Raw genomic sequence first — 2,024 nt, 5'->3', positions numbered from 1 at the left:
GCGCGGATCTGGTCGGGGTGGGGCTGCCCCCCCCGCCCCGGGGGCCCGGCCACGGTACGGCCGAGGGCCGGACCGCCGCGGACCGAGTCCGGCCGTCCAGCGCCTGCCTGCCCAGCAATCGCCTGCCCAGGGGCTACCTGTGCTGTGGGTACTTGTGCTGTGGCCGCCTGCCCTTCGGGCAGCAACAGCGGTCCGTCGCGCAGGTCGACCGCGAGGACCACCGCGCACACCGCCGAGAGCACCACGTTGAGCAGGTAGATCGTGGTGGTCGGGCCGGGCAGCCACACCACGACGGCGGTGGCCAGGGCCAGGCCGATGCCCGCGCCGAACATCGACGCCCCGGACACGAACTGCCTGCCCCGTGGCCCGAGCCCGGCCGACATGACCGCCGCCCCGGCGCCGGTGGCCAGCGCGCTGCACAGCCCGACCAGGAAACGGCCCGGGTACAGCAGCGCGCCGTGGTTCGCGCCGAACAACAGCAGCAGGTTGGCCACCACCGCGCAGCCCATCGCGCCGATGAGCACGAACCGCGAGTACCGCGCCAGCGAGGTGCGCGCCCCGATCAGCAGCACCGCCACCAGCGGGACGAAGTACATCGCGAAGATCACCGCGCTCTCGAAGGCCGAGAGCCCGAGTTCGTCCTGGTAGCGCGGCAACAGCGGGACGATGCCGTTGGAGCCGCAGATGCCGACCACGTACGCCGTGGCCGCGGCCATGCCGGTGAACCGGGAGGTGCGTTCAGAACGCACGGAGGTTCTCGCGGAAGGTGCGGTGACTGAAGCCCTGCCGGATCAGCCCGCGCCGCGACAGTTCCGGGCACAGGCCCTCGGTGATGAGGGCGGTGTAGGAGCGGCTGGGCGGCTGCGAAAGGAACATGAACCCGTCGCCGCCGACGTAGTCCATCGCCTCCTCCATCTTGTCGGCGACGGTGACCGGCGAGCCGACCAGTTCCATCGACTGGACCCGCATCTTGGAGGCGGCCTCGCGGATCGGACGCCCGCCGAAGGCCTCCTTCCACAGCGCGAACTGGCCCTGGTGGCCGTTTGTGGTCACATCGTCGGGGATGGGCAGGTCGGGATCGAAGACCGAGAAGTCGATCTCCATCGTGGCCGCGAAGTGCACCATCTGGTGTTCGAAGTTCTCCTGTTCGGCGGCCAGGAACGCCTCGTTCTTCGCCTGGGCCTCCTCGTCGGTGCGGCCGATGACGGGCGCGACGACGAAGAACACCTTGATCTCGTCGGGGTCGCGGCCGAACTTCTCCGCGCGCGCACGGATGTCGTCGCGATAGGCCTTCATGCCCTCTAGCCCGTTGGGGATGCACAGCAGCATGTCGGCGTTGGCCGCGGCGAAATCGCGTCCGCGCGGCGAGGAGCCCGCCTGGCAGATCACCGGCTTGCCCTGCGGGCCGGGGTGCACATTCATCGGCCCACGCACCGCGAAGTGCTTGCCGCGGTGGTCGATCGGGTTGACCTTGGTGTGATCGGCGAAGTAGCCGCGCTCGCGGTCGATGACGATGGCGTCGGGCTCCCATGACTGCCACAGCTTGCCGGTGACCTCCATGAACTCTTCGGCGATCTCGTAGCGGGCGTCGTGCTCGGGCAGCACGTCCATGCCGAAGTTCTGGGCGGCGCGGTCCTCGCTGGAGGTCACCACGTTCCAGCCGACCCGGCCGCGGGTGACGTGGTCGAGGGTGGCGAAGGCGCGGGCCAGCAGATACGGCGGGTAGAAGGTGGTCGAGGCGGTGGCGACGATGCCGATGTGCTCGGTGGCGTAGGCCAGCATCGACACCACCGGCACCGGGTCGAGCTTGGGCGCGTAGAAGGCGTGCTTGAGTTCCAGTTCGGCGGTGCCGGCGTAGATGTCGGGCACCATGAGAGAGTCCTCGAGCATCATGAAGTCGAAGCCCGCGCGCTCCATGTCGCGCACCATGTCGACATAGAAGCGTCCGTCGCTCCAGGTGCGGGCGTCGCGGTCGGACCAGCCGTGGGGGCCGGAGGGGGGCGGGGGAGTTGGGGAGAAGACCC

General features: G+C 69.8%; 2 protein-coding genes. Both read right to left on the bottom strand.

The features are described 5' to 3' along the window. Window positions 1-749 (bottom strand): MFS transporter (locus QH283_RS26345; RefSeq protein WP_280505629.1); only part of this gene is annotated, 749 nt, incomplete at its 3' end. Then, on the bottom strand, window positions 739-2,024 hold a 1,286-nt coding region (locus QH283_RS26340; protein WP_280505628.1), incomplete at its 5' end, for an NtaA/DmoA family FMN-dependent monooxygenase. The genes QH283_RS26340 and QH283_RS26345, both read right to left, overlap by 11 nt.

Source organism: Nocardia farcinica, assembly GCF_029867845.1.
GTDB classification, from domain to species: domain Bacteria; phylum Actinomycetota; class Actinomycetes; order Mycobacteriales; family Mycobacteriaceae; genus Nocardia; species Nocardia farcinica_A.
Note: the sequence above shows the minus strand (reverse complement) of the source record. Positions and strands in the feature narration are given on the sequence as shown.